The 7,159-nt window shown below is 62.2% G+C and carries 7 protein-coding genes; 1 reads left to right on the top strand and 6 read right to left on the bottom strand.

Features of this window, described 5'->3' with window-relative positions; all coding sequences use genetic code 11:
- The 3 genes from AC1DF3_RS30215 to AC1DF3_RS30205 all read right to left on the bottom strand — a co-directional run.
- A partial coding sequence (locus AC1DF3_RS30215; protein ID WP_478141845.1) for an arginine deiminase occupies positions 1-1,047 on the bottom strand: 1,047 nt, incomplete at its 3' end.
- 100 nt (positions 1,048-1,147) lie between these two features.
- Positions 1,148-2,572 carry a basic amino acid/polyamine antiporter gene (locus AC1DF3_RS30210; RefSeq protein ID WP_286538348.1) on the bottom strand — a complete coding sequence of 475 codons (1,425 nt, stop codon included), beginning with the start codon at positions 2,570-2,572 and terminating at the stop codon, positions 1,148-1,150.
- Between the two features lie 114 nt (positions 2,573-2,686).
- Positions 2,687-3,940, bottom strand: a complete 1,254-nt coding sequence (locus tag AC1DF3_RS30205; RefSeq protein WP_286538350.1) for a tetratricopeptide repeat protein — start codon at positions 3,938-3,940, stop codon at positions 2,687-2,689.
- 373 nt (positions 3,941-4,313) lie between these two features.
- On the opposite strand from AC1DF3_RS30205, the gene AC1DF3_RS30200 reads away from it, so the two are divergent.
- Positions 4,314-4,688, top strand: a complete 375-nt coding sequence (locus AC1DF3_RS30200) for a hypothetical protein (protein ID WP_478141844.1) — start codon at positions 4,314-4,316, stop codon at positions 4,686-4,688.
- 130 nt (positions 4,689-4,818) lie between these two features.
- On the opposite strand, the gene AC1DF3_RS30195 is transcribed toward AC1DF3_RS30200, so the two are convergent.
- The 3 genes from AC1DF3_RS30195 to AC1DF3_RS30185 all read right to left on the bottom strand — a co-directional run bounded on the left by AC1DF3_RS30195 (position 4,819) and on the right by AC1DF3_RS30185 (position 7,116).
- A complete protein-coding gene (locus AC1DF3_RS30195; RefSeq protein ID WP_478141843.1) occupies positions 4,819-5,436 on the bottom strand; it encodes a LexA family protein in 618 nt (205 codons plus the stop codon).
- An 89-nt stretch (positions 5,437-5,525) separates the two neighbouring features.
- Positions 5,526-6,014, bottom strand: coding sequence for a DNA-directed RNA polymerase subunit alpha C-terminal domain-containing protein (locus AC1DF3_RS30190; protein WP_478141842.1), 489 nt, complete (start codon positions 6,012-6,014; stop codon positions 5,526-5,528).
- Between the two features lie 181 nt (positions 6,015-6,195).
- Positions 6,196-7,116, bottom strand: a complete 921-nt coding sequence (locus tag AC1DF3_RS30185) for a LysR family transcriptional regulator (protein ID WP_286538357.1) — start codon at positions 7,114-7,116, stop codon at positions 6,196-6,198.
- Positions 7,117-7,159: the final 43 nt, after the last annotated feature.

The following is a 7,159-nucleotide window of genomic DNA, read 5'->3' as shown; positions in this document are numbered from 1 at the left end:
TGCATAAACCACGCCCGGCGATGCACAGACCAGGTTGGCGCCGCTGTCCCACTGGGTGCGCTCGCGCTGGTAGTCGCTGCCGCCGGCCTCGACCACGCGCAGCTTCTTGAAGCCGAGCGCCTGGGCCACGACGTCGACGAAGGGCTTGTCCTCGGCATGCAGTTCGACGCCGCTCGGATGGCTGCTCGGGCGGTACGAGTAGGTGCGGGTCTGGTTCATGAAGTCCGGCGCCAGCAGCACGCAGTCGCGGTCGGCGAAGGTGAATACCGTATCGAGGTGCATCGCGGCGCGGATCTTGGGCATTGCCGCGACGATGACGCGCTCGGCTGCGCCCTTCTTGAACAGCGTGGCCGCCAGCTGGCTGATGGCCTGGCGCGAGGTGCGCTCGCTCATGCCGATCAGCACGTTGCCCTTGCCGATCGGCATCACGTCGCCGCCTTCGAGGGTGGCCAGGCCGTGGTCTTCGGTCGGGTCGCCCCACCAGACGTTGACCTTGCCGGCGAAGTCGGGGTGGAACTTGTAGATCGCGGTGGTGAGGATGGTTTCTTCGTGGCGCGCCGGCCAGTACAGCGGGTTCAGCGTCACGCCGCCATAGATCCAGCAGGTGGTGTCGCGCGTGTAGAGCGTGTTGGGCAGCGGCGGCAGCAGGTACTCGGTGGCACCGGCGGCTTCGCGGGCGACTTCCAGCGCCTTGCCGCCATGCGCATCCGGAAAGTCGTGGGTCGACAGGCCACCGATCAATGTCTCGGCCAGGGCGCGGTTGTCCAGTCCTTCGAGGTAGCTGCGAAGTTCGTCGATGAACCCGAGGCCGACCTGGTTGGGCACGACCTGGTTGTCGAGGATCCACTTCTTTCCGTCGGGCACTGCGACGGTTTCTGCGAGCAGGTTGTGCATCTCCAGGACCTCGACGCCACGGTCGCGCATCTTGGTGACGAAGTCGAAGTGGTCTCGCTTGGCGTTCTCGACCCACAGCACGTCGTCGAACAGCAGCTGGTCGCAGTTGCTCGGCGTGAGGCGTGAATGCGCCAGCCCCGGCGCACACACCATCACCTTGCGCAGCTGACCCACTTCGGAGTGGACACCGAATGCGGTGGGTTTTGTCTTTGTTGCCATGACGTTCTCCTGTGTGAGCACCCAGCCGGCGTGGCTAGATGGTGATGTAGCCCGTGGCGATCCAATAGATGCCGATCACGGCGCCGACAACGGCGAGGCCGAAGATGATCCAGTCCGATGCCTTGGTGAACACCGGCAGGTCTTGCTCACGGCGACACCAGAAGTAGAGCGCCGTGCCTGGCGCGTAGAGGACCGCCGACAGGACAATGAATTTCATGCCCCCGGCATAGAGCAGGAAAGCCGTGTAGGCCGTCGCAACGATCGCAATGACGAGATCGCGGGTGCGCTCCTCGGGGCGCACGTCATAGCCTTCTCGACGCTTGGTCAGTTGCAGGCCGTAGCCTGCCACCAGGAGGAAGGGAATCAAGGCCATGGCACTGGTCAGGTTCAGCATCAGCGAGAACGCATCCCGCGACCAGTACGTGGTGATGACGATGAGCTGCACGATGATGTTCGTCGCCCACAGGGCAACGACCGGCACCTTGTTCTTGTTCTCCTTGGCGAAGGCCTTCGGCATGTCCTTGGTTTTCGCCGCGGCGAAGAGCACCTCGGCGCAGATCAGCGACCATGCCAGATACGCCCCCAACACCGAAACGATGAGCCCCAGGCTCACGAAGACCGCGCCCCACGGCCCGACAACGGCCTCGAGAACGGTCGCCATCGACGGCTGGCGCATGATGGCCACGTCGGGCCGCTCCAGTACGGCATAGGGAAGCAATGTGACCAGCACCATGAGCGTGGTCACCACGACGAAGCCGGTGATCGTGGCGGCGCCGACGTCGGAGCGCTTCTTCGCGTAGCGCGAATACACACTCGCGCCTTCGATGCCGAGGAAGACGAACACCGTGACCAGCATGGTCGCGCGAACTTGCTCGAAGATGCCCCCTTCCAATCCTGCCCCATAGAAGTTGAAGCGGAACATGTCCATCTTGAACGCGAAGATCAGGATCACGATGAACACCAGGATCGGGATGACCTTGGCGATCGTGACGACCGTGTTGATGAACGCCGCCTGCTGGACCCCACGCAGGATCATGAAGTGGAAGAGCCAGATGCCGATCGATGCCACCAAGATCGCGACGACCGTGTTGCCATCGCCGAAGATCGGAAAGAACGCACCCAACGTGGACTTGATCAGCACCCAGTACGAGACATTGCCGATGCAGCTGCCGATCCAGTAGCCGAAGGCCGACAGGAAGCCGGGGTAGTCTCCGAAGCCGGCCTTGGCATAGGCGAAGACGCCGGCGTCGAGTTCGGGTTTGCGTTCCGCGAGCGACTGGAAGACCCGCGCGAGCATGTACATGCCGGTGCCGGCAATGAGCCACGCGATGACAGCGCCGAATGGACCCGTGGCGTTGGCAAAGGTGCGCGGCAACGAGAAAATGCCTGCGCCGACCATGCCCCCGACGACCATCGCGGTGAGTTGCATCCGTGACATCTTTTGTTCGGTCGAAGCCATGCTGTCTCCTTGTTGTTCGCGTGAACTCAACGATCTGGTCGCCTTTGCTTCTTCAGGACACCATGCAGGGTCATCGTTGCGACCGAGACGGCATGGAGAGCGGCGGCCGCGGGCTCAGAACGCCTTGCGCACATTGATCCACACTTCGGTCGAGCTGTAGTTGGCCCCGATCGAATTGCTCTGGTCCCGGATCCAGAGAATCTCCGGGCGCAGCGTCCAGGTCGGCACGAACTCCCAGACCAGGTAGGCGCCGACTTCGTAGAGGTTGTCCCGGCGCCGCAGGACGATGGAGTTGTCGAGGGTATCGGGATGAAAGTGGATGTTGTCCGAAGCGAACATGTCACGCTCCCACCATACGAAGCCGCCCCAGCCAAGCTTCTTGTTCACGGTGAAGTCCAACGCGGCAGTGGCACCGAAAACGTTGGAATCGCCATCGGGCCGGCTGGTTGCATAGTTGCGCCCGGCATGGCCCGTCAATGAAAAGCTGCCCTTGCCTTCCATGAACGAATTGACCCATCCCGCCGACACGAGGGCAGTGGTCCGACTCCGGTCGCGCTCCGGGCCCTCCGGATACCGGCGCCGGCGAATGTCCGCGCCTACCGTGAACTGGTTGTCCGGGTTGTAGCGCATGCGATAGTCCGTGAAGATCGAGACATCGTTGCGGTAGTTGCCGTCGCCCCTGTAACTGGTTCGGCCCCTGAAGCCCGCCGCGAGGTTGTTCTCGCCCAATGCCTTGCTGCCGGCGAGGGTCCAGCGAAGATCCGAATCACTCCTGCTGTCGGAGTTGTCGTAGTAGCGGTAGCGATAGTCGAGCGTCGCATCGATCGCGTAGCCATTCTGCAGTGCGTAGTTCGCGCCGCCGCCGGCTCGCGCGTTGTAGAAGGTGTCGCTGCGGTCGCCGCCGCCGAAAGTCCTCGTGCCGACGGTCTCGTTGACACGGTAATTGCCGATGCCGGTTTCCGCATAGCCGAATCCCGTCAGCGACCTGCCCTGGTCGAGCGACTGCCGCGCCGCCTGGTCGTAGATCTCGACCTGCGACAGCACGTCGGGCGGCAGGTTGTCGAAGCGCAGCACCGTCTCGAACTCGATCTTCGCCTCGGCGTACTGTCCGAGCGCGAAGTAGGCTCGCCCGAGTGCGAGATGCGCAGAGACGTCGTCCGGTCGGATAGCGAGACTGCGTTCGAACAGCGCCTTGGCCTCTTCGGCGCGCTGGGTGCCCAATGCGGCACGGCCGAGCAGGTAAGTGAAGGTGGCGTCGTTCGAGTTGGTCGGTTCGAAGGGTGCGAGCAACTCGTAGGCTTCCTGATACTTGCCATTGCGGATCAACTGATCGGCACGGGGGGCATCAGGATCAGCGGCGACGGCCAAGTTTGCAGCCAGCACGCATGTCGTGAGCAAAATTGTCCGGGCTGCTGTTCGCCAATACGAACGAAGTCGGACGCGAGATCTGCGACACGCAGAAGGTCGAGTGATACCCATCCTTGGTCTCCTCTTATCGCTACTCGAGCCCTGGTTGACGAGCCATGTTCCAGGGCAACCTGCATGGGACTTCGAGTTCAGTTCTCTTGTTGGCGGCATTAAGCATCCGTTTTGGCAACTGGCGCAACGCGGACAAACTGTTTGCAGTTGGCGCTGTTTGCCCTCAGACTCTTTGCGAAATTCGGCCGTCCGATGAGTCGTGCTCCATGAACCAGCCTTCTCCTTGGATTTCGATAGCAGTTCTATCAAAGAGGAGCGCTCTATGGACAAGCCTTTTCGTTCGATGGTGAGAGCGGTGCTGGCGGTCGCTGCGCTAGCGGGTTCAGTCAATGCCTCGATTGCTGCGACCGACAGTGCTCTTGAGCGATGCAGCGATCCGCGGGTGGACCGCACCGCTTGCCTGCGCGAGGCGGCGGCGGCGCAGGATGCAAAACAGCGGGGCAAGCTCAACAGCCCTGGGGGCTACGACGAAAACGCGCTGAAGCGCTGCAATCGCCAACCTGAGGGAGCCGCTCGCGACGCGTGTGTCAAGCGTGTGACGGGCGCCGGAACTACCCACGTGACCGGCAGCGTCAAGGGTGGCGGAAAGCTGCGCACCACCGAGATGCCCGTCCCCGCGTCCACACCTTCCAAGTGAGACGATCCAAGCAAAAAGAGAACGCGATGAAGATCATTGCGGGGCCACGTCTGACAAAGGGAAGCTGATAGAAAAAATAGCAGCGCATGCCAAATCTATCAAAATCACGCCGCTGTCGGGGGCGATCAGGCTATCGAAAACGCTTCGTGAATTCCCGAACGACGCCGATGATGCGGGCCCCGTTCAGCGGTTTGATGGGGTAGCGACTGTTCAACGGCTTGAGGTACAAATCGCCCCCGTCCTTGACCAGCTGCTTGAACGTGGTCTCGTTGGACTGGTTCAGGGCGATAACGTAGTCGCCTGGCTCGGCGGCCATCTCCGGTTCGACGATCAGGATCGACCCTTCCGGAAACGAGTCTCCGATCTCGCTGACCATGCTGTCGCCGTGCACGCGCAGTGCATAGGTGTGGCGCTTGATCGGCACGCTCACCGGCACGGTCTCGAATTGCTGGCGCGGCTTGAAGTTGTCGATGACGGTGTAGTTCCCCGCCTCGACCGATGAGACCAATGGGACCTCAGCACGCACGTCCAAGCCTCGCCCGCCGGCTGACACCCCCGACACGAGTTCTGCCACCGAGATGCCTAGCAGGTCGGCCACGCGTGCCTGATTGGCTCGTTTGGGGGCGGTACCGCCTGGTTTTTCCCATTGCTGTACGGCGCCACGGCTTACCCCCAGCGTGTCAGCAAACTGCTGCTCGCTCATGCCGAGGCGCTTGCGTCCTTCTCGAATCAGGTTGTGGCTGCTCACAGCCCAAGGTTAGGCGCTGTTGAGGATAGAAATTAATTCAATGATAGCGTTTCTGTCCAATAAACCAAGCGCCGGAAGGGAGACCGAATTCAAAGTTTCTGGCGAGGAGGCGTGATGCTGACGGTCCTGGATCCTTCGAACGTGGTCGCTTGGCCCATGGGATTCGGAAGAAAGTCCAGCCCGATGCGAGTGAGCGCTTCGCGCAGGCGATTGACGGTCTTCGCACCGATGGCTTCCGTCGTCATGAGCTCTTGCTCGCTGATGGCTGACAGGTCCTCGACGCAGAAGATGTGGAGTCCGGATAGAGCGTCACGGGCCCTGGCGCGCACAGGGAGTTCTTCGACGGGAGTCTGTGGACTCAGCCTGGCAGGCGAGGAAAGACGCTGGGGACCTCGGGGCCGCCATTCGAACGACCGAAACTCCAGCTTCTTCTCCTCGGAAATTCGTGCTTCGCGTCGGGCCGCCGCATGCTCGCGCTTTGCATCGTGGATTGCAACCCGCAACTGGGCAAGACACGCGAGCAGTTCGTCGTCAGGCAACTGCGCCAAGTCACCCACAGAACAAATAGTGCGAGACATAGTCACTCCTATGTACCTTCGAACGACGTTCGCGAGTCGCGACGCCTGCTGATTGAAAATCCAATCTCATCAGCATGTCGAGAGCGGTTGCATCTTGAAAAGCCTAAACTTATTCCAGGATGTAGCAACGATAGAACACAGTTCGCGGCGATAGAGGTTCTTTCGGCCAGATGGTGAGAGTTCAGGCCGACTGAAAGCCGCGCATGTCCTTGATCCTTCGCTCCAATGCGGCAATGAATGCCGTCACCCGCGCGGGTCGATGCAAGCCCGGCGGCAGGGCGACATAGATGCCGACCGGCTCGAGCCACAGACGTGGCAGCACGCGCTTGAGTCGTCCGGATTCGAGATCGGCCTCGCACATCCACGGGGCCGCCGCGCCGATGCCGGCGCCGTTGAGGATCGCCCGGTAGCTGGACAGCAGGCTGTCCGTGCGCAGTGGCGTGTCGATGGAGACCGTCTGCGAGCGCCCGGCGGCATCCCGCAGACGCACCGAACCATGGAAGTAGGGCACCAGCCCCACGCACGGCAACGTGGGCAAGGTGGCCGGGGTCACGCGACCGATGCGACGCAGCAGCGCAGGATGGGCCACCAGGATCCTCTCCATGCGCCCCAGTGGCCTGCTCACCAGACCTGGATCGTGCACCTCGCCGACGCAAACCCAGCATTCCGCGCCGGTGGCAACGAGATCCACCACCCGATCGGTCAAGGTCAGTTCCACGCGAAGCTGCGGCCAGGCGGCACACAGGTCCGTCACCGCATCCGTCAGGAAGCCCGTTCCATAGCCCGAGGGCCCGATCACTCGCAACGTGCCTTCGGGCCGGCTGCGGCCGCCGGAAATCCGCTCGGACAGGCTGGCCCAGCCATCGGACAAGGCCCGGGCCTCGGCCATCAACAGGCGCCCCTCATCGGTCAAGGAAAAGCTCGCGGTCGTTCTCAGTGCGAGCTTGCAACCCAATAGACGCTCGAGTTCGATCAGGCGCCGGCTGGCGGTCGGTTGGGTGATGCCGAGCAATCGAGCCGCCTTGCTCAGCGAGCCGGTCTCGGCCACGCGAAGAAAGGTGGCCAGCAGATCGAGGCGGTCATGAGCGAGCTTCATGCGCATAGCGTATAGGACTTCATCCTTCCATGCTGCTTCTCTTTAGCTC

The sequence above is a fragment of the Variovorax sp. 10N432 genome (genome assembly GCF_056394465.1).
Note: the sequence above shows the minus strand (reverse complement) of the source record. Positions and strands in the feature narration are given on the sequence as shown.

Excerpts from the sequence above, each read along its gene's own strand:
- AC1DF3_RS30200 (WP_478141844.1), top strand. The coding sequence starts at position 4,314 with ATGGACAAGCCTTTTCGTTCGATGGTGAGAGCGGTGCTGGCGGTCGCT.
- AC1DF3_RS30190 (WP_478141842.1), bottom strand. The coding sequence starts at position 6,014 with ATGTCTCGCACTATTTGTTCTGTGGGTGACTTGGCGCAGTTGCCTGAC.
- AC1DF3_RS30210 (WP_286538348.1), bottom strand. The coding sequence starts at position 2,572 with ATGGCTTCGACCGAACAAAAGATGTCACGGATGCAACTCACCGCGATG.
- AC1DF3_RS30185 (WP_286538357.1), bottom strand. The coding sequence starts at position 7,116 with ATGCGCATGAAGCTCGCTCATGACCGCCTCGATCTGCTGGCCACCTTT.